This window comes from Pseudomonas sp. R45(2017) (genome assembly GCF_002112305.1).
Taxonomy (GTDB): Bacteria; Pseudomonadota; Gammaproteobacteria; order Pseudomonadales; family Pseudomonadaceae; genus Aquipseudomonas; species Aquipseudomonas paraglycinae.
Genome location: NZ_NEHH01000006.1, coordinates 175,898 through 198,997, shown reverse-complemented (window position 1 = coordinate 198,997; position 23,100 = coordinate 175,898). Strand labels below are relative to the sequence as shown.

The 23,100-nt window shown below is 60.6% G+C and carries 24 protein-coding genes; 11 read left to right on the top strand and 13 right to left on the bottom strand.

Annotated elements, in window-relative coordinates; genetic code table 11:
• Position 1: 1 nt before the first annotated feature.
• The 3 genes from mlaD to CAF74_RS15785 are packed head-to-tail and all read right to left on the bottom strand — an operon-like array spanning position 2 to position 2,078.
• Positions 2–469: an outer membrane lipid asymmetry maintenance protein MlaD gene (gene mlaD / locus CAF74_RS15795; protein WP_085746931.1), complete on the bottom strand. Its 468-nt coding sequence runs from the start codon at positions 467–469 to the stop codon at positions 2–4.
• The gene (gene mlaE / locus CAF74_RS15790) at positions 469–1,266 is read right to left on the bottom strand and encodes a lipid asymmetry maintenance ABC transporter permease subunit MlaE (RefSeq protein WP_007953561.1); all 798 of its coding nucleotides are present in this window, start codon (positions 1,264–1,266) and stop codon (positions 469–471) included. Before mlaE ends, mlaD begins: the two co-directional genes overlap by 1 nt.
• Positions 1,266–2,078 carry an ATP-binding cassette domain-containing protein gene (locus CAF74_RS15785; protein WP_085746930.1) on the bottom strand — a complete coding sequence of 271 codons (813 nt, stop codon included), beginning with the start codon at positions 2,076–2,078 and terminating at the stop codon, positions 1,266–1,268. Before CAF74_RS15785 ends, mlaE begins: the two co-directional genes overlap by 1 nt.
• A gap of 276 nt (positions 2,079–2,354) precedes the next feature.
• On the opposite strand from CAF74_RS15785, the gene CAF74_RS15780 reads away from it, so the two are divergent.
• The 10 genes from CAF74_RS15780 to CAF74_RS15735 all read left to right on the top strand — a co-directional run bounded on the left by CAF74_RS15780 (position 2,355) and on the right by CAF74_RS15735 (position 9,381).
• On the top strand, positions 2,355–3,329 hold the full coding sequence (locus CAF74_RS15780) for a KpsF/GutQ family sugar-phosphate isomerase (RefSeq protein ID WP_064593399.1): 975 nt from the start codon (positions 2,355–2,357) through the stop codon (positions 3,327–3,329).
• Positions 3,330–3,854 (top strand): HAD family hydrolase, encoded by a 525-nt coding sequence (locus CAF74_RS15775; protein ID WP_039769294.1) that lies wholly within the window; start codon positions 3,330–3,332, stop codon positions 3,852–3,854.
• A gap of 8 nt (positions 3,855–3,862) precedes the next feature.
• Complete coding sequence (gene lptC, locus CAF74_RS15770; RefSeq protein ID WP_007953568.1) at positions 3,863–4,435, top strand: LPS export ABC transporter periplasmic protein LptC; 573 nt, start codon at positions 3,863–3,865, stop codon at positions 4,433–4,435.
• Positions 4,422–4,967, top strand: coding sequence for a lipopolysaccharide transport periplasmic protein LptA (gene lptA, locus CAF74_RS15765; RefSeq protein ID WP_074691817.1), 546 nt, complete (start codon positions 4,422–4,424; stop codon positions 4,965–4,967). Before lptC ends, lptA begins: the two co-directional genes overlap by 14 nt.
• Complete coding sequence (gene lptB, locus CAF74_RS15760) at positions 4,967–5,692, top strand: LPS export ABC transporter ATP-binding protein (RefSeq protein WP_007953572.1); 726 nt, start codon at positions 4,967–4,969, stop codon at positions 5,690–5,692. The genes lptA and lptB overlap by 1 nt, the downstream gene beginning before the upstream one ends.
• Positions 5,693–5,878: 186 nt before the next feature.
• Positions 5,879–7,372 (top strand): RNA polymerase factor sigma-54, encoded by a 1,494-nt coding sequence (locus tag CAF74_RS15755; protein WP_085746929.1) that lies wholly within the window; start codon positions 5,879–5,881, stop codon positions 7,370–7,372.
• A gap of 73 nt (positions 7,373–7,445) precedes the next feature.
• Complete coding sequence (gene hpf, locus CAF74_RS15750; RefSeq protein ID WP_011332471.1) at positions 7,446–7,754, top strand: ribosome hibernation-promoting factor, HPF/YfiA family; 309 nt, start codon at positions 7,446–7,448, stop codon at positions 7,752–7,754.
• An 11-nt stretch (positions 7,755–7,765) separates the two neighbouring features.
• Positions 7,766–8,230 (top strand): PTS IIA-like nitrogen regulatory protein PtsN, encoded by a 465-nt coding sequence (gene ptsN / locus CAF74_RS15745; RefSeq protein ID WP_007953580.1) that lies wholly within the window; start codon positions 7,766–7,768, stop codon positions 8,228–8,230.
• 2 nt (positions 8,231–8,232) lie between these two features.
• A complete protein-coding gene (gene rapZ / locus CAF74_RS15740) occupies positions 8,233–9,090 on the top strand; it encodes an RNase adapter RapZ (RefSeq protein WP_085746928.1) in 858 nt (285 codons plus the stop codon).
• Positions 9,091–9,105: 15 nt separating this feature from the next.
• Positions 9,106–9,381: an HPr family phosphocarrier protein gene (locus CAF74_RS15735; RefSeq protein ID WP_085711786.1), complete on the top strand. Its 276-nt coding sequence runs from the start codon at positions 9,106–9,108 to the stop codon at positions 9,379–9,381.
• 37 nt (positions 9,382–9,418) lie between these two features.
• Here the strand turns inward: CAF74_RS15735 and CAF74_RS15730 are convergent, their stop codons facing one another.
• The 6 genes from CAF74_RS15730 to pmbA all read right to left on the bottom strand — a co-directional run bounded on the left by CAF74_RS15730 (position 9,419) and on the right by pmbA (position 14,697).
• Entirely contained in the window at positions 9,419–10,312 is an 894-nt protein-coding gene (locus tag CAF74_RS15730; protein ID WP_085746927.1) for a ZIP family metal transporter, read from the bottom strand.
• A 30-nt stretch (positions 10,313–10,342) separates the two neighbouring features.
• Positions 10,343–10,954 carry a superoxide dismutase gene (locus tag CAF74_RS15725; protein WP_085746926.1) on the bottom strand — a complete coding sequence of 204 codons (612 nt, stop codon included), beginning with the start codon at positions 10,952–10,954 and terminating at the stop codon, positions 10,343–10,345.
• Between the two features lies 1 nt (position 10,955).
• The gene (locus CAF74_RS15720; protein WP_085746925.1) at positions 10,956–11,396 is read right to left on the bottom strand and encodes a hypothetical protein; all 441 of its coding nucleotides are present in this window, start codon (positions 11,394–11,396) and stop codon (positions 10,956–10,958) included.
• A gap of 27 nt (positions 11,397–11,423) precedes the next feature.
• Positions 11,424–12,800, bottom strand: coding sequence for a lyase family protein (locus CAF74_RS15715; protein WP_085746924.1), 1,377 nt, complete (start codon positions 12,798–12,800; stop codon positions 11,424–11,426).
• The gene (locus CAF74_RS15710) at positions 12,781–13,188 is read right to left on the bottom strand and encodes a FagA protein (protein ID WP_085711791.1); all 408 of its coding nucleotides are present in this window, start codon (positions 13,186–13,188) and stop codon (positions 12,781–12,783) included. Before CAF74_RS15710 ends, CAF74_RS15715 begins: the two co-directional genes overlap by 20 nt.
• A gap of 162 nt (positions 13,189–13,350) precedes the next feature.
• Complete coding sequence (gene pmbA, locus CAF74_RS15705) at positions 13,351–14,697, bottom strand: metalloprotease PmbA (protein WP_085746923.1); 1,347 nt, start codon at positions 14,695–14,697, stop codon at positions 13,351–13,353.
• Between the two features lie 108 nt (positions 14,698–14,805).
• Between pmbA and yjgA the strand changes: the two genes are divergently transcribed.
• A complete protein-coding gene (gene yjgA, locus CAF74_RS15700) occupies positions 14,806–15,330 on the top strand; it encodes a ribosome biogenesis factor YjgA (protein WP_085746922.1) in 525 nt (174 codons plus the stop codon).
• Positions 15,331–15,381: 51 nt separating this feature from the next.
• Here yjgA and tldD read toward each other — a convergent pair whose 3' ends face one another.
• The 4 genes from tldD to rng form a co-directional block, all read right to left on the bottom strand.
• Positions 15,382–16,824 (bottom strand): metalloprotease TldD, encoded by a 1,443-nt coding sequence (gene tldD / locus CAF74_RS15695; RefSeq protein ID WP_085711794.1) that lies wholly within the window; start codon positions 16,822–16,824, stop codon positions 15,382–15,384.
• 5 nt (positions 16,825–16,829) lie between these two features.
• Complete coding sequence (locus CAF74_RS15690; RefSeq protein ID WP_085746921.1) at positions 16,830–17,690, bottom strand: carbon-nitrogen hydrolase family protein; 861 nt, start codon at positions 17,688–17,690, stop codon at positions 16,830–16,832.
• A 58-nt stretch (positions 17,691–17,748) separates the two neighbouring features.
• Positions 17,749–21,552 carry a YhdP family protein gene (locus CAF74_RS15685; protein ID WP_085746920.1) on the bottom strand — a complete coding sequence of 1,268 codons (3,804 nt, stop codon included), beginning with the start codon at positions 21,550–21,552 and terminating at the stop codon, positions 17,749–17,751.
• 75 nt (positions 21,553–21,627) lie between these two features.
• Positions 21,628–23,085 carry a ribonuclease G gene (gene rng / locus CAF74_RS15680; protein WP_007953605.1) on the bottom strand — a complete coding sequence of 486 codons (1,458 nt, stop codon included), beginning with the start codon at positions 23,083–23,085 and terminating at the stop codon, positions 21,628–21,630.
• Between the last annotated feature and the right edge of the window lie 15 nt (positions 23,086–23,100).

Sequence of the window (23,100 nt, the reverse complement as noted above, 5' to 3'; positions counted from 1 at the left end):
CTCATTTGGCGTCTTTGCTAACGGTATTGAGCAGGAATTTACCGATCAGGTCTTCCAGTACCAGAGACGACTGGGTGTCGTGGATGGTTCCACCATCCTTGAGCGGAGTGTCTTCCCCGCCCACGCTGATACCGATGTACTTCTCGCCCAGCAGACCCGCAGTCAGGATAGATGCTGTGGAGTCGGTCGGCAGATTGTCGACGCTTTTATCCACTTGCAGGGTCACCCGACCGGTGAAGCTGTCGCGGTCCAGATCGATCGCGGTGACCTTGCCGATGGTCACACCCGCCATGGTCACTTTGGCTCTGACCGTCAGACCGGCGATATTGTCGAAATAGGCGTAAAGCTTGTAGGTATCGGTGGTCGAAGTCGGAGACAGGCCACTGACCCGCAGGGCCAGCAGCAACAAGGCCAGGATCCCTGCCAGCAGGAACAGGCCGACACCGATTTCCAGGGTGCGGTTTTGCATCAGAAATCTCCAAACATCAAAGCGGTCAGAATAAAGTCCAGGCCGAGTACTGCCAGCGAGGCGTAAACCACGGTCTTGGTGGTGGCACGACTGATCCCCTCGGAAGTGGGTTCGCAGTCATAGCCTTGAAATACGGCGATCCAGGTGACGACAAAAGCGAATACTGCACTTTTGATGATGCCGTTGAGCACATCGTCACCGAAGCTCACGCTGTTCTGCATGTTCGACCAGTAGGAACCTTCGTAGACGCCCAGCCAGTCGACGGCGACCCACGATCCGCCCCAGATGCCGACCACGCTGAAGATCATCGCCAGCACCGGCAGGGAAATGAAGCCGGCCCACAGACGCGGAGCGATGATGTACTTGAGCGGGTCGACCCCGATCATTTCGAGGCTGGACAACTGCTCGGTGGATTTCATGTTGCCGATTTCCGCCGTCAGCGCCGAACCGGCACGACCGGCGAACAACAGCGCGGTCACCACCGGCCCCAGTTCACGCAGCAGGGTCAGCGCCACCATCTGCCCGACAGCCTGCTCCGAGCCGTAGCTCGACAGGATGTTGAAGCCCTGCAGCGCCAGCACCATGCCGATGAAAATCCCGGACACCACGATGATCACCAGCGACATCACACCGACGGAGTGCAGCTGCTTGACCAGCAGGCCAAAACCGCCACCGATGCCGCCACGACCGAGCAAGGCATGAAACAGGAACAGGGTCGAACGCCCGAACACTGCGACGCTGTCGATTCCGGCGAGGCCGAAGCGACGTACACGCTCCATTAATGTAATTCTGCGCATCAGCGGCGCTTCCCCAGAAGATCTGCGCGGTAATCCGGCGCTGGAAAGTGATACGGCACCGGGCCGTCGGGTTCACCGGTCATGAACTGGCGGATACGCGGATCGTCCGAGTTCATCAGTTCGTCCGGCGTGCCCTGCCCCAATACCTGCCCATCACCGACCACATAGATGTAGTCGGCGATGCTCGCGGTTTCGGCGAGATCGTGGGACACCACGATGCTGGTGATCCCCAGGGCATCGTTGAGCAGACGGATCAGGCGAACCAGAACGCCCATGGCGATCGGATCCTGGCCGACGAACGGTTCGTCGTACATGAGAATCTGCGGATCGAGGGCAATGGCCCGGGCCAAGGCGACGCGGCGCTTCATGCCGCCAGACAGCTCGTCGGGCATCAGTTCGATCGCCCCGCGCAGCCCCACCGCCTGCAATTTGAGCAGCACGATGTCGCGGATCATCTCGTCCGGCAGGTCGGTATGAACACGAAGCGGGAAGGCGACGTTCTCGAACACATCGAGATCGGTGAACAGCGCACCGCTCTGAAACAGCACGCCCATGTGCTTGCGCGCATCGAACAGATCGCTGCGCGACAGCTTCGGCAGGTTCTGGCCGTTGACCCAGACCTCGCCTTTGGATGGCCGCAACTGCGCGCCCATCAGGCGCAGCAGCGTGGTCTTGCCACACCCGGAAGGCCCCATGATGCCGGTGACCTTGCCGCGCGGGATGCGGATATCGACGTTATTGAAAATGCTCCGCGCACCGCGCTTGAAGGAGACTCCCTTCAGCTCGACCGCGTAGGCGTTATCGGCACTCATCTAAACTCCTTGCGATGCAGCCTCTCACTCGGACGCCTGGCTTCCTGGAAGAAAGCCCCTACATCCCGGGCAGGCCGAACTGGCGGCGAACTATATCACTGCAAAGGGCAAGCGCCCAAGGCCTGCACCGGCCCGCATTCGGCGAGTTGAAGGGCTTCAGGCCTTATTTACAGAGTTTTGGTAACGAGGAATGACAAAGCACGACGAACTTGCGTGAGGCTTTTCAACATAACCGCTATAATCGCCGCCTTTTCATCGGGCTATACGATTTCTGACATGAGCCAAACCAGCGACCTGATTCAATCGGCACAACGCACCATCCGCCTCGAAGTGGAAGCCGTACAAGGCTTGTTGCCCCATATCGACGCCGATTTCGTACGCGCTTGCGAGATGATTCTGGCCAGCAAGGGCCGTGTTGTCGTGGTCGGTATGGGCAAGTCCGGGCACATCGGCAACAAGATTGCCGCGACCCTGGCCAGCACCGGCACCCCGGCGTTTTTCGTGCACCCGGCCGAGGCCAGCCACGGCGACATGGGCATGATCACTCGCGATGACGTGATTCTGGCCCTGTCGAACTCCGGCTCCACTAACGAAATCGTCACCCTGCTGCCACTGATCAAGCGCCTGGGCATCCAGCTGATCAGCGTCACCGGCAACCCGCAATCGCCGCTTGCCAAGGCTGCCGAGGTCAATCTCAACGTTCACGTCGAACACGAAGCCTGCCCGCTGAACCTCGCACCGACCTCCTCGACCACCGCTGCGCTGGTCATGGGCGACGCCCTGGCCGTGGCGCTGCTGGAAGCGCGCGGCTTCACTGCCGAAGATTTCGCCTTTTCCCACCCGGGCGGCGCACTGGGCCGACGCCTGCTGCTGAAAGTGGAAAATGTCATGCACGCCGGTCAGGAACTGCCGCAGGTACAGCGCGGCACCCTGCTCAAGGACGCGCTGATGGAAATGACCCGCAAGGGTCTGGGCATGACCGTCATTCTTGAAACGGACGGCAAACTGGCCGGGATCTTCACTGACGGCGACCTGCGCCGCACCCTGGATCGCAGCATTGATATCCATAGCGCCACCATCGACCAGGTAATGACCGTGCACGGCAAGACCGCCCGCGCCGAGATGCTCGCGGCCGAAGCCCTGAAAATCATGGAAGACCACCGAATCAACGCGCTGGTTGTCGTAGATGAAGAGGATCGCCCGATCGGCGCCTTCAACCTCTCCGATCTGCTGCGCGCAGGAGTGATGTAAATGAGCACCGATCTGCTGCAACGCGGCAAAGCCATCAAACTGGCGGTTTTCGACGTCGACGGTGTCCTCACCGACGGTCGCCTGTACTTCCTTGAAGACGGCAGCGAGTTCAAGACTTTCAATACACTCGATGGCCAGGGCATCAAGATGCTGATGAATGCTGGTGTACAGACCGCCATCATCAGTGGTCGCAAGACCCCGGTGGTCGAACGCCGGGCAAAAAACCTGGGGATCCCGCACCTGTTTCAGGGCCGCGAAGACAAACTGGTCGTGCTCGACGGTCTTCTGGAGCAACTGGGCCTAAGCTATGAGCAAGTGGCTTACCTCGGTGACGACCTGCCGGACCTGCCGGTGATCCGCCGTGTAGGGCTGGGCATGGCCGTGGCCAACGCCGCCCCCTTTGTGCGCGAGCACGCCCATGGCGTCACCCAGGCCCGTGGCGGCGAAGGTGCCGCCCGCGAATTCTGCGAACTGATCCTGCGCGCCCAAGGCAGCCTCGACGCCGCCAACAACGCGTACCTGTGAGTCCAACCATGTTTAGCAAAAAGTTTCGCAACATCCTGCTGTTCGGTTGCATCGCAGCGATATTCGGTGCGGTCGGCTACTGGAACATCAGCCCGGAACGCTTCCTCGACAAACCGCCGGTTTCGGCAGAGGAAAGCCCGATCGACTGGTATGCGACCAATACCCACACGATCCAGTACCTCGAAGACGGCAAAGTGCAGTACGAAATGACGTCCGACAAGGCTGAGCACGTCAAGGCGACCGACATTACACTGGTCACCAAGCCTGATCTGAACATGTTCCGTGGCACCGATTTCCCATGGCACGTGACCAGTGAACGCGGTGAAGTGAACTCCGGTGGCACCGAGGTCGAGCTGATCGACTCGGTACGCGTCAAGCGCACCGACGAAAAGAACCGCGACACCCTGATCACCTCCACTCGCATGACGGTGTTCCCGCAGCAGCAATATGCGCAGACCCAGCAACCCGTTAGAATCGACGGCGCTGGCGGTGTATCGACTGGCGTAGGAATGAAAGCGTATTTGAAGGAAAGCAGGATACACCTGCTATCGAACGTAAGAGGACAGTATGAGGCTCGTTAAAACCCTCCCTATTTTGCTCAGTCTGGGCGCAGCACTGGGAAGCGTGAGCGCCTGGGCTCTGCCGAACGATCAAGAGCAGCCAATCCGTATTCAGGCCGACGATGCCCAGCTGGACGACAAGAACGGCGTTGCTACCTATAAAGGTGACGTGATCATCACTCAGGGTTCGATGATCGTCAAAGGCAATACCGTGACCATCACCCGCACCCAGACCGGCGATATCGACGTCGTGACCTCGGTGGGCAACCTTGCCTACTTCGAGCAGTTGCAGACGGCGGGCGACACCAAGCCTGTACAGGGCTGGGGCGTGACCATTCAGTACCACGCCGCGCAAAACCGCGTTGTGCTGATCGACAAGGCGAAAGTCGTCGACAAGGACAACAACACCACTCAGGGCGAGAAAATCGTCTATGACACGGTGAAAAAGCTGGCCAGCGCTGGTCGTGCCACCGGCAACAAGGTCACCGAAGCGCGTCCGCGCATTGACATGGTGATCCAGCCGAAGAAGAAAACCGACGAGAAAACCCAGTAATGGCAACTCTGAAAGCTCAGCACCTGGCCAAGGCCTATAAAAGCCGCCAGGTCGTGCGCGACGTCAGCCTGTCGATCGACAGCGGTCAGATCGTCGGCCTGCTCGGCCCGAATGGCGCCGGCAAGACCACCTGCTTCTACATGATCGTCGGTCTGGTCCAGGCCGATCAGGGTCGCGTACTGATCGACGATCTGGACGTCAGCCACCAGCCGATGCACGGTCGCGCCAAGGCCGGTATCGGCTATCTGCCGCAAGAAGCGTCGATCTTCCGCAAACTGTCGGTAGCCGACAACATCATGGCCATCCTTGAGACCCGTCAGGAGCTCGACAAGGCCGGTCGTCGCAAGGAGTTGGAAAGCCTGCTGCAGGAATTCCACATCAGCCACATCCGCGACAACCTCGGCATGAGCCTGTCCGGTGGTGAGCGCCGCCGGGTGGAAATCGCCCGTGCACTGGCCACGGCACCGAAATTCATCCTGCTCGACGAACCGTTCGCCGGTGTCGACCCGATCTCTGTCGGCGACATCAAGCAGATCATCCACCACCTCAAGGCCAAGGGCATCGGTGTACTGATCACCGACCACAACGTCCGTGAGACGCTGGATATCTGCGAAACCGCCTACATCGTCAACGATGGCCAGTTGATCGCCGAAGGCGACTCCGCGACCATCCTCGCCAACGATCTGGTGAAGGAAGTCTACCTGGGCCACGAGTTCCGCCTGTAAGCTCGACGGTATTCGACCAGCCGTCCGGGTGCTGTAACGTTGAAGCGCTTTTTTATACGCTTTTATTGTTACAGCGCTCTAGGCAAACACGACAGTTTCAGGCATATAATTTGCTTAAGTTTGGCGCTCCGGCGCCCTGTAGTGGATGGCGCATAGCGCCGGCGAATAAGGTGTTAAGCCCCTGCCATGAAACCATCGCTAGTCTTGAGAATGGGCCAGCAGCTGACGATGACACCGCAGCTGCAACAGGCCATCCGCCTGCTCCAATTGTCGACCCTGGATCTGCAACAGGAAATCCAGGAGGCTCTGGAATCCAATCCGATGCTCGAACGCCAGGAAGACGGCGACGACTTCGACAACTCCGATCCCATGGCCGACAACGCCGAACAGAAGCCCAACACCGAGATCCAGGAACCTTCTTATCAGGAGACCGCGCCGACAGTCGACAACCTCGAAGACGGCGAATGGAACGAGCGAATCCCCAACGAACTGCCCGTTGACACCGCCTGGGAAGACGTCTACCAGACCAGCGCCAGCAGCCTGCCGAGCAGCGACGATGACGAGTGGGACTTCACCACCCGCACCTCCGCCGGCGAGAGCCTGCAAAGCCACCTGCTGTGGCAGTTGAACCTCGCACCGATGTCCGACACCGATCGCCTGATCGCCGTCACCCTGATCGATTGCATCAACAATCAGGGCTACCTGGACGAAACCCTCGAAGAAATTCTCGAAGCCTTCGATCCCGAGCTCGACATCGAGCTGGACGAGATCGAAGCCGTCCTGCACCGCATCCAGCAATTCGAGCCGGCAGGCATCGGCGCACGCAACCTGGGCGAATGCCTGCTGCTGCAATTGCGCCAGCTGTCGGCCAAGACCCCTTGGCTGGCCGAGGCCAAACGTCTGGTCACCGATTACATTGACCTGCTCGGCAGCCGCGACTACAGCCAGCTGATGCGGCGCATGAAGCTCAAGGAAGATGAACTGCGCCAGGTCATCGAACTGGTGCAGAGCCTCAATCCGCGCCCAGGCTCGCAGATCGAATCCACCGAAGCCGAGTACGTGGTGCCTGACGTCATCGTGCGCAAGGACAACGAGCGCTGGCTGGTCGAGCTGAACCAGGAATCGGTACCGCGCCTGCGGGTCAACGCCCAATACGCCGGTTTCGTGCGCCGTGCCGACACCAGCGCCGACAATACCTTCATGCGCAATCAGTTGCAGGAAGCTCGCTGGTTCATCAAGAGCCTGCAGAGCCGCAACGAAACCCTGATGAAAGTAGCCACCCAGATCGTCGAGCATCAGCGCGGCTTTCTGGAGTACGGCGACGAAGCCATGAAGCCGCTGGTCCTGCACGACATTGCAGAGGCGGTTGGCATGCACGAGTCGACGATTTCCCGGGTGACCACGCAGAAATTCATGCATACCCCACGGGGCATATATGAACTGAAATACTTTTTCTCCAGCCATGTGAGCACCTCAGAAGGCGGTGAATGCTCGTCCACGGCGATCCGCGCGATCATCAAGAAACTGGTTGCCGCGGAAAATCAGAAAAAGCCGTTGAGTGACAGCAAGATCGCTGGTTTACTGGAGGCACAAGGCATTCAGGTGGCTCGCCGCACCGTCGCCAAGTACCGCGAATCCCTCGGGATCGCGCCTTCGAGCGAACGCAAGCGGTTGATGTAAGCCACGTTACAGCGTTCCAGTGGCAGGCTTTTCGGCCTGCCGCTTTATGCACTGGCAACGAAGGAGAAGCTGTATGCAAGTCAACATCAGTGGACACCAACTGGAAGTTACCCAGCCTCTGCGCGAGTACATCGAGCTCAAGCTCAAGAAGCTCGAAGGGCATTTCGACAAGATCACCAACGTACAGGTCACGATGTGCGTCGAAAAGCTGAAGCAGAAAATCGAAGCCACGCTGCATATTCCCGGCAACGAGGTCGTCGCAAACGCGGAACATACCGATATGTACGCTGCGATCGACGCGTTGACCGACAAGCTTGATAAACAACTCAAAAAGCATAAGGAAAAGACCCAGAGCCTGCTTCAGGGCGCTACCGGTCGATAACCCCCACCCCCATGATCCGACTTGAAAGTATCCTGACCCCCGGCCGTTCCCTGGTGAACGTGCCGGGCGGCAGTAAAAAGAAAGCCCTCGAACAAATTGCCAACCTGATCGCCCGGGAAGTCCCGGATCTGGAGATGCAAGATGTCTTCGAGGCATTGATTGCCCGTGAAAAACTGGGATCCACCGGTTTTGGCAACGGCATCGCCATTCCTCACTGCCGCCTCAAGGGCTGCGAAGCGCCGATCAGTGCGCTGATGCACCTTGATGCCCCTATCGATTTCGACGCTATCGACGGCGCGCCTGTGGACCTGCTGTTCGTCCTGCTGGTGCCGGAAGCCGCCACCGATGCGCACCTGGAGCTGTTACGCCAGATTGCCAGCATGCTCGACCGCAAGGACGTGCGCGACAGACTGCGCAGCGCGCCAAGCAACGAAGCCTTGTACCAGGTTGTACTGGAAGAACAGAACAGGCCGTAACCATGCGCTTGATCATTGTCAGTGGCCGTTCCGGCTCGGGTAAAAGTACCGCCCTGGATGTCCTTGAGGACAACGGCTACTACTGCATTGACAACCTGCCAGCCGGCTTGTTGCCAGACCTCGCCGAGCGCGCGCTGGTTCATACCGAAATGCTCCAGCCACAGGTGGCGGTCTCGATCGACGCCCGCAACCTGCCGAGCCATCTGTCACGCTTTCCAGAGTTGCTCGAGGAAGTGCGCAGCCGGCACATCCAGTGTGATGTCCTGTACCTGGACGCCGATGACGAAACGTTGCTCAAACGTTTTTCGGAAACCCGTCGTCGCCACCCGCTCAGCAATGCCAATCGCTCGCTGGCCGAAGCCATCAACGACGAAACCGCGCTGCTGGGCCCGATCGCCGATCTGGCCGACCTGAAGGTCAATACCACCAATCTGAACCTCTACCAGCTGCGCGATACCATCAAGCTGCGACTGTTGAACCAACCGGAGCCGGGGACTGCATTTCTGGTGGAGTCGTTCGGTTTCAAACGCGGCATGCCGGTGGATGCGGATCTGGTGTTCGATGTACGCTGCCTGCCCAATCCGTACTGGAAACCGGAATTACGCGCACAATCCGGGCTCGATGAGCCTGTGGCGGAATACCTGGCGGCGCAGCCGGAAGTCGAAGAGATGTTCCAGGACATCTATGCGTACCTGTTCAAATGGCTGCCGCGCTTCGCTGCGAGCAATCGCGCTTATGTGACCATTGCCATTGGCTGCACCGGCGGACACCACCGTTCCGTCTACCTGACCGAACGCCTGGGTCAGGCCCTGCAGAAAACCCTGAAGAACGTCCAGGTTCGCCACCGCGACCTCAGCTAAAGGATTCACACCGCGATGCCTGCTCTGGAAATCGAAATCATCAACAAGCTGGGCCTGCATGCCCGGGCGTCGGCAAAGTTCGTTGGCGTGGCGGGTCAATATCCCGACTGCACGATCAGAGTGGGTCGCACCCCGGAAACCACGGTTGATGGCAAAAGCATCATGGCGATGATGATGCTCGCCGCCGGCAAGGGCACCAAAATCCACCTGAGTACTGAGGGTCATCAGGAACAGGAAGCCATGGATGCGCTGGTCGCGCTGATCAACAACTACTTCGACGAAGGCGGTTGAAAGCCTTTAGTGTCGAGGGAGGGAGCAAGCCTCCCTCTCATCCCAACGCCGTATCCATCACCATCATCAGGCAGAACCCGATCAACAATCCCAGGCTCGCCAGCTTGTCGTGACCATTGCGCCGCGACTCCGGGATCACTTCGTGAGTCACCACCAACAGCATTGCCCCGGCCGCCAGCGCCAGTCCCAGGGGTAATAACAGTTCCGCCAGGCTGACCAGCCATGCACACAGCAGTGCAAACACCGGCTCGACCAGGCCCGATGCCGCCCCGATCAGAAACGCCTTGACCCGCGACATCCCGGCTCCGGCCAACACCAGCGCAATGACCAGTCCTTCCGGCACATCCTGCAAGGCGATGCCCATCGCCAGGCTGTCAGCATCCGGCATGCCGCCGCCAGCGGAAACACCGACGGCCATGCCTTCCGGGATGTTATGGGCAATGATGGCAAACACGAACAACCAGATACGTGGCGGAATCACCGGATGCTCGACAGTGCCGATGAGCATTTCCGGCGAAGCCCCGGACACCTTGCGATCCACCAGATACAGGCCGAACGCCCCGAGCATGATGCCGAAACAGATCAAACCACTGGCGCCCCACCGGCCAAGCCCCAGACTTTCGGCGGCGGCGATTCCCGGCACGATCAGCGAAAACGCGGTTGCCGCCAGCATCACACCGGCGCCAAAACCCAGCAGCGTATCGCCCAGGGCCTGGGGCATGTTGCGGATCACCAGCACCGGAACAGCCCCGAGTGCGGTGCCAAGGGCGCAAATCGCCCCGCCCTGTAGAGCCCGCGACAACCTCGGTTCCAGATTCAGCCACTCCAGTCCGTGGGCGACCAGCAAGGTCATACCCGCCAACAGCAGCAGCGATCCGATTGCGTAACGAAACATACGCCCACTTCCGATCGCCAGTGTTTCAGTGCCCATAGTCACCCTTGGATTGTTTTTATAGGAGACTTAAACCAGCGCGGCCTGATAGCGCACAGCAACTTCCGGCCAGTTGATCACGTTGTAGAAAGCGCTGATGTATTCCGGCCGACGGTTCTGATAACGCAGATAGTAGGCGTGCTCCCACACGTCGAGGCCGAGTATCGGCGTGTTGCCGTTCATCAGCGGGCTGTCCTGGTTACCGCTGCTTTCCACCACCAGTTTCTTTTCCGGGTTGACGCTGAGCCACGCCCAGCCACTGCCGAAGCGGGTCAGCGCGGCTTTGGTGAAGGCTTCCTTGAAGATGTCAAGGCCGCCCAGTTGCTCATCGATCGCCTTGGCCAGCGCACCGTCAGGTTTGCCACCGCCGTTGGGCACCATCACTTCCCAGAACAGCGAATGGTTGGCATGACCGCCGCCCTGGTTGATCACCGCCGCACGAAGCTTTTCCGGCAGTTGCTGGACGCTGGCGACCAGCTTCTCCACCGGCCAGTCCGCGAATTCGGTGCCCTCGACCGCAGCGTTCAGATTGTTGATATAAGTCTGATGATGCTTGGTGTAGTGGATCTCCATGGTTTGCGCATCGATGTGCGGCTCCAGTGCGTCGTAGGCGTAAGGCAAGGCTGGCAGGGTAAAAGCCATTTCAGTGGACTCCATGGTGATGTTGGGCAGGCACGCGGCGCGCATTGCCGGTATCCGGGTGCAGCAAGCGTTGGGTGCGCGGGTATTCGCCGTGTTCGCTGATGAAATTGAGCAGCTCGACGTAGGTCTTGCTGCTCTGGCGAAGGGCCGCTTCACGCAGCGCCGGGCGCAGGCGCTCGTCCTGCATGGTCTGCAACAGTCGTCGATGGATCGCGCACAGGTACTCGGCGCTCTCCTCCGGCTGGTTCAGGCGCAGATGCAGGTCGGCCAGGTTGTGATGAGAAATGACGCAGGCCGCCACCGCTTCGTCGGCATCGGCCCAGCGCTCGAACAACACCTGTGCCAAAGCCAGGGCTTGCAGGTAAGCCTCGCGGGCATCGATCAGCTCGCCCAGCATGAAGCAGCGATTGGCCCGTTCGATCGTGCGTTTCCAGTGCTCCATGGTGAACCTCCAAAGCGGTTGCGGTGCTTACACGCCGCCGGCGGTGAGTTTCTCGGGATTGAGCAACTCTTCCAGCTGGCTACGCGACAGGTCGGTGTGCTCCAGCGCGACATCAATCACCGGACGACCTTGTTTGTAGGCCTGCTTGGCGATCTCGGCAGCCTTCTGGTAACCGATGATCGGGTTGAGTGCGGTCACCAGAATCGGGTTGCGCGACAGCGCTTCCTTGAGGCGCGACTCATTGACCTTGAAGCTGGCAATCGCCTTGTCACCCAGCAGACGGCTGGAGTTGGCCAGCAACTCGATGCTGCTCAGCAGGTTCTGGGCGATGATCGGCAGCATCACGTTCAGTTCGAAATTGCCCGACTGACCGGCGATGGTGATCACCGAGTCATTGCCGATCACTTGCGCGGCCACCATGGCGGTGGCTTCCGGAATCACCGGATTGACCTTGCCCGGCATGATCGAGGAACCCGGCTGCAGCCCTTCCAGTTCGATTTCACCGAGACCGGCGAGCGGGCCGGAGTTCATCCAGCGCAGGTCGTTGGCGATTTTCATCAGCGACACGGCGGTGGCCTTGAGCTGGCCCGACACGGCCACGGCAGTGTCTTGCGAGCCGATCAGAGCGAACAGATCCTTGCCCGGCGTGAACTGGACGTTGGTCAACTGGCTCAATTGGCGGCTGAAACGCGCAGCAAATTCCGGATGCGCGTTGATCCCGGTACCGACCGCCGTGCCGCCCTGGGCCAGGGATTGCAGGCTTGGCAGCAAATCCTGCAGGTGACCGATATTGGCCTTGAGTTGCTGCGCCCAACCGTTGAGCACCTGACTCATGCGCACCGGCATGGCGTCCATCAAGTGGGTGCGGCCGGTCTTGACGTGGTGATGCACCTGCTCGGCCTTGCGCTCGATCACTTGCACCAGATGCAGCAACGCCGGCAACAGTTGTTCGTGCAGGGCCAACGCCGCGCTGACGTGGATGGTGGTCGGAATGATGTCGTTGCTGCTCTGCCCGCAGTTGACGTGGTCGTTGGCGTTCACCGGCTCTTCGAGCAGGCGGCTGGCCAGGGTGGCGATCACTTCGTTGGCGTTCATGTTGGAACTGGTGCCGGAGCCGGTCTGGAAGATATCCACCGGGAAATGCTGCATGAAGTCGCCTTCCAGCAGACCTTGGGCGGCATCGCTGATGGCTTTGCCTTGCGCGGCGCTGAGCTGGTTAAGTTCGACGTTGGCGCGTGCGGCCGCCGCTTTCGCCAGAATCAGGGCGCGGATGAACTGGGTCGGCATCGGTTTGCCGCTGATCGGGAAGTTATCCACTGCGCGCTGGGTCTGCGCGCCGTAGAGAGCGTCCACCGGCACCTGCAGTTCGCCCATGCTGTCGCGCTCAATACGTGTCTTGGTCATCTGAAAATCCTTGCACCAGTTCAATAAGAGGAATCGAGGGTTGCAACTCGCAGGTGGCGAGCTGCCAGGTGTAGCTTTGCCAGCGTTTGAGCCGGCATTTGCACAGTGACAGGCGCTCCATTTCACGCAGCGGGCGCCAGGCTTGATCGAGGCAGAGGCTGCGCCAGTGCCACGGCAACGCGATGTCGGTGGCCGTGTCGAGCAGCAGACGGAAAGAGGTTTCGGCGACCGTCCAGGGCGAGGTCGCCGTGCAGCAGGCCAGATACCGGCCTTCAGCCAGGTAGTGTTCGATCAGGCGCGGTTCGTCGGGATCCATCGCGCAACGGATCTGGCGACTCATCCAGCGCCAGCTTTCGAGGTACGGCTGCTCGTGCAAGGCAGAACTCATGATTCTGGGCTCATCCGATAATGAGATTTATTATTATATGATAATGAGAACCAAAACAAGAGTGGCTTTTTTGCTGCCCTGATCAACCCGAAAAGTTTGCGGACACAAAAAAGGCGCGCCACCCAATCGGATGACACGCCTTTTTTTGTACCTGCCTGGGGCTTAGCTGCCCGCGACAGTCATCTTCTCGATCAACACCGAACCAGTGCGAATGTTGCTGCGCAGTTCCAGATCGTTACCCACCGCGACGATCTGCTTGAACATGTCACGCATGTTGCCGGCGATGGTCACTTCCTGCACCGCGAACTGGATTTCACCGTTCTCGACCCAGAAACCCGCCGCACCGCGCGAGTAATCACCAGTCACCATGTTCAGGCCATGGCCCATCAGTTCGGTGACCAGCAGTCCACGCCCCATGCGCCGCAGCAAGGCAGCCTGGTCTTCATCGCCATGGGTGACGAACAGGTTGTGCACGCCGCCCGCGTTGGCGGTGCTCGGCATGCCCAGTTTGCGACCGGAATAGGTGCCAAGGATGTACGAGACCAACTCGCCTTTCTCGACGAACGGTTTGGCATAGGTCGCCAGGCCGTCACCATCGTAGGAAGCACTGCCCATGGCGCGCATCAGGTGCGGACGCTCGTCGATGGTCAGCCATTCCGGGAACAGCTTCTGCCCCAGGGTGCCTTCGAGGAAAGACGATTTACGGTACAGACTGCCGCCGGAAATCGCCGACAGGAAGCTGCCGAACAACCCACCCGCCAGTTCCGCCGAAAACAAAACCGGCACTTCGCAGGTCGGCACCGGACGCGCACCCAGACGGCTCGCTGCGCGCTGTGCCGCGCGCTGGCCAATGCTCACCGGATCCGCCAGCAAGCTGCCCTGACGGTTCACGTCATACCAGTAATCGCGCTGCATCTGGCCATCGGCTTCGGCAATCATCACGCAGCTCAGGCTGTGTCGGGTCGAAGCGTAACCACCGATGAAACCGTGGCTGTTGCCGTACACACGGCAGCCCTGATGGGTGCTCAACGTGGTGCCATCGGCATTCTTGATGCGTGCATCGGCGTCGAACGCGGCGGCTTCGCAGAGCAGCGCCTTCTCGATGGCCTGCTCCGGGGTGATGTCCCATTGGTGGAACAGGTCGAAATCCTGGACATCCCGGGCCATCAGCGCGGCATCGGCCAACCCCGAGGCCTCGTCTTCGGAAGTGTGCTTGGCAATCGCCAGCGCCGCAGCGACGGTTTCGCGAATCGCATCCGGCCCGGTGGCGGACGTACTGGCCGAGCCCTTGCGCTGGCCGACGTACAGCGTGATGCCAAAACCCTGATCGCGGTTGAACTCGACCGTTTCGACTTCACGTTGACGAACCGACGTCGACAGGCCCTGCTCCAGCGATACCGCTACTTCACAGGCACTGGCCCCCTGACGCTTGGCTTCGGCGATGATCTGCTCGACCTGTTCCTGCAGTGCCGGCAATGCCTGTGGGCCGACGCTTTCAACTGCACTCATGCTCATCTCCACTCAAATTCTGCTTTCGGCTGGGGCCTTCGAGCGACCGGGCCGGACAAGCGGCCCCCGACTGGTTATCATGGCGGCGTTTCTTTGCGGACTGCCACCATGGTTGATTCTTACGACGACTCCCTCGATACGGGAGAAAAAAGCAAATCCCAGGTCAAACGCGAGCTGCATGCTCTGGTTGACCTTGGCGAGCGCCTTACAACGCTCAAGCCCGACTTGCAGGCAAAACTGCCATTGACCGACGCCCTGCGCCGGGCCCTGGCCGATGCGCCCAAGCACACCGCGAACATCGCGCGTAAACGGCACTTGCAGTTCATCGGCAAACTGATGCGCGATCAGGACACTGACGCGATTCTCACCTTGCTCGATCAACTCGATGCCTCTACCCGTCAGTACAACGAGCGTTTCCACAACCTCGAACGCTGGCGTGACCGCCTGATCGCCGGTGACGATGCCGTGCTGGAGAAATTCGTCGTCGATTACCCGGACGCCGACCGCCAGCAACTGCGCTCCCTGATCCGTCAGGCCCAGCACGAGGTTGCGCAAAACAAACCTCCTGCCTCGAGCCGCAAGATCTTCAAATACATCCGTGGGCTGGACGAGACTCAACGCGGCCTGCGTTGATATTCGCCACCGGGTGGCCGCACCGCGCGCCACCCGAAGCTCCATCCCTTCTTACGCGCCCGTGCCACCCACGGTGATCGCATCGATTTTCAGGGTCGGCTGACCGACACCCACCGGCACCGACTGCCCATCCTTGCCGCAAGTCCCCACACCGCTGTCCAGCGCCAGATCGTTACCGACCATCGACACCCGGCTCATCGCTTCCGGACCGTTGCCGATCAACGTTGCGCCTTTGACCGGCGCAGTGATCTTGCCGTCCTCGATCAGATACGCCTCACTGGTAGAGAACACGAACTTGCCGCTGGTGATGTCGACCTGACCGCCGCCGAGGTTGGCGCAGTAGATGCCCTTCTTCACCGACGCGATGATTTCCGCCGGATCGCTCTGGCCGCCAAGCATGTAGGTGTTGGTCATCCGTGGCATCGGCAGGTGCGCGTAGGATTCCCGGCGACCGTTGCCGGTGCGGGCCACGCCCATCAGCCGCGCATTGAGCTTGTCCTGCATATAACCCTTGAGTACGCCGTTTTCGATCAGCGTAGTGCACTCGGTCGGCGTGCCTTCGTCGTCGACGCTCAGGGAACCGCGACGACCGGCCAACGTGCCGTCATCGACGATGGTGCAAAGTTTTGATGCAACCATCTCGCCCATGCGCCCGCTGTAAGCCGAACTGCCCTTGCGGTTGAAATCGCCCTCCAGACCGTGACCGACCGCTTCGTGCAGCAGCACGCCAGACCAGCCCGAACCCAGAACCACCGGCAAGGTGCCGGCCGGTGCCGGAATCGCTTCCAGATTCACCAACGCCTGACGCAACGCTTCACGGGCATAACCCATGGCGCGGTCTTCGGCGAGGAAATAACGGTAGTCGGTACGCCCGCCGCCGCCATGACCGCCACGCTCGCGACGGCCGTTCTGCTCGACGATCACGCTGACGTTGAAGCGCACCAGCGGACGCACATCGGCAGCCAGGCCGCCGTCGGTCGAGGCCACCAGAATGCGCTCCCAGACTCCGGCCATGCTTACGCTGACCTGCTGGATACGCGGATCGAGGGCGCGGGTCGCTACGTCGATGCGCTTGAGCAATTCGACTTTTTCAGCGCGGCTCAGGACTTCCAGCGGGTTGTCCGGCGCATACAACTGGGCGACGTCCTGGGTGCTGAACGCCTGCACCGTGCCGTTCTGCCCGGCGCGGGAAATCGAACGGGCCGCACGGGCCGCTGCGCCGAGAGCTTCGAGGGTGATCGCATTGCTGTAGGCGAAACCGGTTTTCTCACCCGACTGCGCCCGCACGCCAACACCCTGGTCGAGGTTGAAACTGCCTTCCTTGACGATGCCGTCTTCCAGCGACCAGGACTCGGATATCTGCCCCTGGAAATACAGGTCGGCCGCATCGATGCCTGGACCCGCCAGATCACCGAGCACGCCTTGCAGGCTCTCGATCGTCACGCCGCCGGGCGCCAACAGGTGATCACTGACTGAGGACAACAACTCGCTCATAGGTTTTACGCCTTAAATTCGTGTTCTGAAGCAGGTCGCTGTGCGCCCTGCGAAAAAAACCGCCGATGACCGGTCACCGGCATTCGCGCCCGGATGGACGCTTGTTCATTGCTGTCGCGTTCGGCCAGCAACACGGCTTCGCCTTGCTCTTGCTGTGCCAGCACGCGGCCCCACGGATCGACAATCGCCCCGTGGCCAAAGGTTTCCCGCGGCCCCGGATGCGTCCCGCCCTGGGCTGCCGCCAGCACGTAACACTGGGTTTCAATGGCTCGCGCGCGGATCAGTACATCCCAGTGGGCCGCCCCCGTCACCGCGGTGAAGGCCGACGGTGCGGTAATCAGTTCGGCCCCGGCTGCGCGCAATTCGCTGTACAGCTCCGGGAAGCGCAGGTCGTAGCACACCGTCAGGCCGATTCGGCCGACCGGCGTGTCCGCAACCACCACGCCACTGCCATAAGCATAGTCATCGGATTCGCGGTAACGGCCGCGATTGTCCGCCACATCGACATCAAACAGATGCAACTTGTCATAGCGAGCAACGATTTCGCCCTGATCGTTCACCAGCAACGAGCAGGCACGGGACTTCGCCTCGGGCTGTCCCACAGGCGGCAACGGCAACGTGCCGGCCACAATCCATAACCTGAGGTCGCGGGCGGTCTGTTTCAACCAAGGCAGGATCGGGCCTTCACCAAGCGCTTCGGCGCGGCCGATGTCGGCGATGTCGCGACGGCCCATGGCGGCGAAGTTTTCCGGCAGCACGGCCAGCTTCGCACCGGCGTTGGCCGCCTGTTCGAGCAAACGTCGGGCATCGCGCAGATTGGCCAGCACATCGCTCTGGCTGACCATTTGAATCACCGCTAAAGACATGGCGCACTCCGCAAGAGGTATGCGGCCATGCTACTCCATCGGTTCAGGGGCTGGCTGTTCAAAAAGGCTTGTCGAAGGTGATTTTCGGCTCTTTCCATGGGCCTTTGACGGTGTATTTGACGCTGGCGAACCGCGCCACGCGATCGCCGATCAGCTTGTCGATCAGAAACAATGCGCCGCCGACCGCTGGCGCGCCGACAATCAGCGCGGCAATCGGCAGGTTGTTGGTCACCGGCAAAGTCACCAGCAATTTGGCATCCACCTTGTCGCCCACCAGATCCAGCGTGCCGTCCAGTTCCAGGTTGCTCGAAGGACCGGTCAACTTGATCGGTTCTTTCGTCACATAAACGCCGTTGGTCGCCTCCAGCAATCCCTTGACCCGGTCATAGCTGAGGCCCTTGCCGAAGAGGTCGGAGAAGTCGAGGCGCAAACGCCGGCCAATCGAGTTGAAGTTGAGCAGTCCGAACACGCGCAAGGCCTGAGCGCCGCCCTCCACTTCAACAAACTGGCCTTTGTTGAGGGACGCATCGAGGGTACCGGAGAAGCGCTTGGTCGCCAGCCACGCCGGCGAGCCCGGCCAGCGGCCATCGACATCCATGTGGAATTCTTCGCTGGTCACACTCGGCGCAAAACCCCATCCCTTGAGGACATCGGCGAGGTTCTTGCCGCCGATCCGCCCCTTGTACCAACTGGTCGTGGCACCGGGCGTGCCTTCCCAGCCGCCGCTGCCCTGCAAAAGAATGCCCTTGAGGCCCAGATCGAGGTTGTTCAGGGCGATGCCCTTGGCGGTCGGCCGAACCTTGAGCGACCAGCCGCCGACCAGATCCTGGCCCTGGAACAATTGATTGATGGTGATATCCAGCGCCGGAATCTTGCTCGGATCGACCGAGGCCAGCGGGTCCGGCGCATTCTCGTCGGCCTGCACCGTAGGGTCCGGTGCCGGCAACCGCACGTATTGCAGGTTCACCGCAATCGGCGCGCCCTTGGCGTCGGGAATGCCGGCCGTGCCTTTGGCCTGCTGACTGTCGAGGGCCAAAGCCCAGACTCCAGGCTTGCGATTAACCTGCACTGCCGCCTGATCCAGCGTGGTGCCGAAAGCCGTAAGCTTGCCGATCTTGAAGTCCGCGCTGCTGAGCAACTGCTTGGCGTTGCCGCCTGGATCCTGGCCGGCGTACTTGTCCAGCAGATCCTGCCAGGGTTTGACATCCAGCTCGGACAACACGCCGCGTATCCGCAAGCCTTTGTTACCCGGCAACACCGCTTCGCCGGCGCCAAGGAACAACTCGCCACGGCCATCGGCGAAATTGCCTGGTGGCGCGGCGAAGGTGAGGTTGGCCAGTTGATCGTAGTTGACCCAGTAACGCCGCTCCTGCCCCTGTAACGTCATGCGGAACACAGTGTCACGCCCGACATCGGCCGCCATGCCGAACGGCGCCGGCAGATCCACTGCCACGCCCTTCAGGCTTGAACTGACCATCAACTGGCTGTCGGCACCGTCCAGATTCAATTGCAGTTGATAAGGGATAGTCCCGGACACCGGCAACGGTTGAGTCACGCCCAGCCAGTCGGTGAGTTTCTTGACCTCGACCTGCCCCGACGCCGCCACCCGGGTCTTGAGTTTGCCGGGGCCGCCGTCGGCGAAGATCTGCGCAGTGACCGGTTTGTCGAAGGCCCGGGCACTGATGTTCTGCCCGCTCAGGCCCTTGGCGCTGTCGAAGCGGAAATCACCCTTGAGCTGGCTCAGTTCGAGCTTCGGCTCCGCCAGGTTCAATCGCGCATTGGCGGTTTTGAAGTCGACGAGGATTTTCGGCTGATCGCCCTTGGCCAACGGCACATCGAGTTTGAGCTTGCCCTGCAGATCACCCGCGCCTTCCCAGCCGGCGAAGGTATCGGCGGTGCCGATCGGTGCTTCCTGAAGAATCTTCAGGCCATCGCCCAACCCACCCGCGAAGGTGCCGTCGAGGAACATATGGCTGTGCTCGCCGCTCGGCACATGGGGAATATTGACGAAGACATCGCTGACCTGGGTGTCGAGCAATTGGCCCTTGCTGGCGAGAATCCGCACACCGCTGTCTTCGATGAACACGTCACCGCTGACCTTGCTCACGTGCGGCCAGCCCGGCTGGAACGCCAGCTCGGCGTCGTGCACCTTGAAGAACAGGCTGATGCTGCGATCCGCTTCCCCGGCGTTCTTGTTCAGCGAACCCTGATACTGGAAGAAGCCCTGATCCACCGCGCCCTTGAGAATCGCCGTGCGCAGCCACTCGTCGAGGGCCGGGCTCAGGACTTCCGGCAGGTACTTGGCGGTGTAGCGACCGTCGCCATCCACCAGGCCGACCCGCAGGTCCATGTAGTCTTCCTGGCTGTGATCGAAATGCAGGCGGATCAGGAAGTCGCCGGCAATCTTGCCTTCCTCGCCGAGCACCTTCAGGTACGGTGCGATCAGAGTGAAACCTTCTTTATCGAGCTTCCAGGTCAACCGGGCGTTGGCCTGAATGTATTGCCATGGCTTGGCGAAGATCGGATCAAGGTGCAGGACGAAGTCCTTGCTGTCCATGCGCAGCTCGCCGCCGCCGAGATTGCCGGTAAGGCTGCCGCTGACATTCCGTGCCGCGGGCGCGCCGTGGTAGGCGTCGAAGCCGACTTGATCAAGGTTGGCGGCGAAGCCGAATTTGCTGTCGTCGGTGGCGTTCGGCCGGAAATCCAGCAGCACGTTACGCAGCCCGCCGGTGACTTTCAGGCGCTCGACCACAGTGGCGAAGCCTTGGGGCAACGGGCCGAGGGCATTGAGCAAAGGAGTGATCGGGGTCAGGTCGAGCCGGTCGGCCTGCAGATGCCAGAGCTCTTCGTTCTTGTCGGTGGCGGCAGTCTGTTTGATCTGCACATGCGATTCCCAACGGGTTTCGCCGAAATTCATCGCCAGCGAATCAAACGTGACAGTGGCCCCCTCGGGACCGCGCTGGAAATAGCCGTTGAGCGCCAGATTGTTGATCTGGATCGGCTTGCGTTCGGCGTAGGCACCGGTCAGTTGCGGCGCATTGAGGCGGATCGCAGCACTCTGCAACGCCCCCTCGCGCCAGTTGACCCACAGCTCGCCGCCGGCCTTGATCTCGGAGAAATTCCATTGCTGGGTCAGGCGCTCGGGCAGCCATTTCGACCAGTCACTCTGCGGCAGGCTGACATAACCTTCCACTTCGCTGCTCTGCCACTGACTCGGACGAATCCGCGTGCGCAGGCTAAGCGCCACGGGCTGGCCGTCAGGCAAGGTCAATCGTGCATCGAGGCGCTGGCGGCTGGTGCCGGTCTTGAGATTGAGGCCGACATACGTGAAGGTCAGCGGTGCCTGCTCCCGCGGCTGCAAGGTCACCTGGCTGTCGAGCACCGACAGTTGCTGAATCATTTGCATGCGGTTGAACAGTTGCTCGGGATCCATGGGCTGATCCTGCTGCACCGGCAAGCCTTCCAGCGCCCACTTTCCGTCCTCGCCTTCCTTGAGGCTGATCTTCAAACCGTTGAGTTCAAGATGGGCGATGCGCACTTCGCGGGCCATCAGGCTGGCCCACAGATCAGGCACTGCACGCACCCGATCCAGGCGCAGGGCATTGGCGCCGCTGCCGACCATCACATCGTGGGCCAGCAGGATCGGTGCAAATCCGCTCCAGTTGCCTTCCAACTCGCCGATCTGCAGCGGCAGACCCAGGGCGGCGCTGGCCTTGTCTTCGATATCGGTGCGGTATTCGGCCACCAGTGGCGTGAGTTCCCGGCCAAGACTGACGTACAACGCCATCAATACCAGAACCAACGCGCACAGGCCCAGACCCCAGCGGGTCAGTGCGGCCAAAATGCGTGTCAGACGTTCCATGTCAGTTGGCTCCCATGGCAAAAATACTGCAAAAAGCTGAGGCCAGCCGTTTCAGGAAAAGGGTGACGCAGGGGTTCAGAGCAGCACCACGTCATATTGTTCCTGGGAATACATGGTTTCTACCTGGAAGCGTATGGTGCGCCCGATGAAACCTTCAAGTTCGGCCACGTTACCGGACTCTTCATCGAGCAGGCGATCCACGACTTTCTGGTTCGCCAGCACCCGATAACCCTCGGCCTGATAGGCCCGGGCTTCACGCAGGATCTCGCGGAAAATCTCGTAGCAAATGGTTTCCGGGGTTTTCAGCTTGCCCCGGCCCTGACAGCTGCTGCACGGTTCGCACAGCACTTGCTCGAGGCTTTCGCGGGTGCGCTTGCGCGTCATCTGCACCAGGCCCAACTCGGTGATGCCGATGATGTTGGTCTTGGCGTGATCGCGCTCCAGTTGTTTCTCCAGGGTACGCAGCACCTGACGCTGGTGCTCTTCGTCTTCCATGTCGATGAAGTCGATGATGATGATTCCGCCCAGGTTGCGCAGGCGCATCTGCCGGGCAATCGCGGTCGCGGCTTCGAGGTTTGTCTTGAAGATGGTTTCTTCAAGGTTGCGATGACCGACGAACGCCCCGGTGTTCACATCGATGGTGGTCATGGCTTCCGCCGGATCGATCACCAGGTAGCCGCCAGACTTCAGCGGAACCTTGCGTTCCAGGGCTTTCTGGATTTCGTCTTCGACGCCATACAGATCGAAAATCGGTCGTTCACCTGGGTAGTGTTCCAGACGATCGGCGATTTCCGGCATCAGTTCGGCGACGAACTGCGTGGTTTTCTGGAAGGTTTCCCGGGAGTCGATGCGGATCTTCTCGATCTTCGGGCTGACCAGATCGCGCAGGGTGCGCAGCGCCAGGCCTAAGTCCTCGTAAATCACGCTCGGTGCGCCGATGGTCTTGATCTGTTCGTTGATCTGATCCCACAGGCGGCGCAGGTAGCGGATGTCCATGAGGATCTCATCGGCCCCGGCACCTTCGGCGGCGGTACGCAAAATGAAGCCGCCGGCCTCCTTGATGCCTTCTTTGGCCACGCAATCGCTGACCACCTGCTTGAGGCGTTCGCGCTCGGCTTCGTCTTCGATCTTCAGGGAAATGCCGACGTGGGCGGTGCGCGGCATGTACACCAGATAGCGCGACGGGATCGACAGTTGCGTGGTCAGCCGCGCACCTTTGGAACCGATCGGGTCCTTGGTGACTTGCACCACCAGGCTCTGGCCTTCGTGTACAAGCGCACTGATGCTTTCCACCGCAGGACCTTCGCGCAGGGAAATTTCCGAGGCATGAATGAAGGCTGCGCGATCCAGGCCGATGTCGACGAAGGCCGCCTGCATGCCCGGCAGGACCCGCACCACCTTGCCTTTATAGATGTTGCCGACGATCCCGCGTTTTTGCGTACGCTCGACGTGCACTTCTTGCAGCACACCGTTTTCGACCACCGCCACGCGCGATTCCATCGGCGTGATGTTGATCAGAATCTCTTCACTCATGGCAGGGTCTCGTTC

Coding starts and splice junctions, on each gene's coding strand:
- mlaD (WP_085746931.1), bottom strand. CDS start 469: ATGCAAAACCGCACCCTGGAAATCGGTGTCGGCCTGTTCCTGCTGGCA.
- mlaE (WP_007953561.1), bottom strand. CDS start 1,266: ATGCGCAGAATTACATTAATGGAGCGTGTACGTCGCTTCGGCCTCGCC.
- CAF74_RS15785 (WP_085746930.1), bottom strand. CDS start 2,078: ATGAGTGCCGATAACGCCTACGCGGTCGAGCTGAAGGGAGTCTCCTTC.
- CAF74_RS15780 (WP_064593399.1), top strand. CDS start 2,355: ATGAGCCAAACCAGCGACCTGATTCAATCGGCACAACGCACCATCCGC.
- CAF74_RS15775 (WP_039769294.1), top strand. CDS start 3,330: ATGAGCACCGATCTGCTGCAACGCGGCAAAGCCATCAAACTGGCGGTT.
- lptC (WP_007953568.1), top strand. CDS start 3,863: ATGTTTAGCAAAAAGTTTCGCAACATCCTGCTGTTCGGTTGCATCGCA.
- lptA (WP_074691817.1), top strand. CDS start 4,422: ATGAGGCTCGTTAAAACCCTCCCTATTTTGCTCAGTCTGGGCGCAGCA.
- lptB (WP_007953572.1), top strand. CDS start 4,967: ATGGCAACTCTGAAAGCTCAGCACCTGGCCAAGGCCTATAAAAGCCGC.
- CAF74_RS15755 (WP_085746929.1), top strand. CDS start 5,879: ATGAAACCATCGCTAGTCTTGAGAATGGGCCAGCAGCTGACGATGACA.
- hpf (WP_011332471.1), top strand. CDS start 7,446: ATGCAAGTCAACATCAGTGGACACCAACTGGAAGTTACCCAGCCTCTG.
- ptsN (WP_007953580.1), top strand. CDS start 7,766: ATGATCCGACTTGAAAGTATCCTGACCCCCGGCCGTTCCCTGGTGAAC.
- rapZ (WP_085746928.1), top strand. CDS start 8,233: ATGCGCTTGATCATTGTCAGTGGCCGTTCCGGCTCGGGTAAAAGTACC.
- CAF74_RS15735 (WP_085711786.1), top strand. CDS start 9,106: ATGCCTGCTCTGGAAATCGAAATCATCAACAAGCTGGGCCTGCATGCC.
- CAF74_RS15730 (WP_085746927.1), bottom strand. CDS start 10,312: ATGGGCACTGAAACACTGGCGATCGGAAGTGGGCGTATGTTTCGTTAC.
- CAF74_RS15725 (WP_085746926.1), bottom strand. CDS start 10,954: ATGGCTTTTACCCTGCCAGCCTTGCCTTACGCCTACGACGCACTGGAG.
- CAF74_RS15720 (WP_085746925.1), bottom strand. CDS start 11,396: ATGGAGCACTGGAAACGCACGATCGAACGGGCCAATCGCTGCTTCATG.
- CAF74_RS15715 (WP_085746924.1), bottom strand. CDS start 12,800: ATGACCAAGACACGTATTGAGCGCGACAGCATGGGCGAACTGCAGGTG.
- CAF74_RS15710 (WP_085711791.1), bottom strand. CDS start 13,188: ATGAGTTCTGCCTTGCACGAGCAGCCGTACCTCGAAAGCTGGCGCTGG.
- pmbA (WP_085746923.1), bottom strand. CDS start 14,697: ATGAGTGCAGTTGAAAGCGTCGGCCCACAGGCATTGCCGGCACTGCAG.
- yjgA (WP_085746922.1), top strand. CDS start 14,806: ATGGTTGATTCTTACGACGACTCCCTCGATACGGGAGAAAAAAGCAAA.
- tldD (WP_085711794.1), bottom strand. CDS start 16,824: ATGAGCGAGTTGTTGTCCTCAGTCAGTGATCACCTGTTGGCGCCCGGC.
- CAF74_RS15690 (WP_085746921.1), bottom strand. CDS start 17,690: ATGTCTTTAGCGGTGATTCAAATGGTCAGCCAGAGCGATGTGCTGGCC.
- CAF74_RS15685 (WP_085746920.1), bottom strand. CDS start 21,552: ATGGAACGTCTGACACGCATTTTGGCCGCACTGACCCGCTGGGGTCTG.
- rng (WP_007953605.1), bottom strand. CDS start 23,085: ATGAGTGAAGAGATTCTGATCAACATCACGCCGATGGAATCGCGCGTG.